The following is a 489-nucleotide window of genomic DNA, read 5'->3' on the forward strand; positions in this document are numbered from 1 at the left end:
ACATAACGCCCTGTTAAGGTGTGAGCAACGCAATACCAAAGCTGCCGCATACCACCTTAAACACTAAAACCAACGCATAGTAAAAATGCCACGCGTTGCGAATCACTCTTAAACAGTTTGTTATGTTTGTGCTGACTTGGCTAGATAAACTTATGATTGTATAGCGGTAAAACGTTTATGACTGGTTCTTCGTAAGGGTGAACTTTTCGAACAGCATCAAGAGTAGCTTGAACTAAAGACTCTTGGCATCTAACGTCAATTCTGACCTCTTCTCCAAAGTTAATTTTACCTTTCTCGCCAGTAACAGGCTCCGAGGTTTCCGTTGGTCTCCAGAATCCTGAAATTTTCACAATAGAAATAACGCTGTCATAATCACCCACAACACCTGCGCCAACTGAATTAAGTACATCACGAATGGCTATAACTTCTGTTTCAGGTGCATAGATTTCTAGCTTAAATTCCATCGTTTCTCCCAAAAAACATAACGCC

At 40.9% G+C, this 489-nt stretch carries 1 protein-coding gene; it reads right to left on the minus strand.

From position 1 onward, the window contains the following. Positions 1-140: 140 nt before the first annotated feature. Positions 141-489: hypothetical protein (locus CBX98_RS25385; RefSeq protein ID WP_242446619.1), on the minus strand; the 349-nt coding region annotated here is incomplete at its 5' end.

Source organism: Vibrio sp. T9, from assembly GCF_003123985.1.
Lineage (GTDB): Bacteria > Pseudomonadota > Gammaproteobacteria > Enterobacterales > Vibrionaceae > Vibrio > Vibrio diabolicus.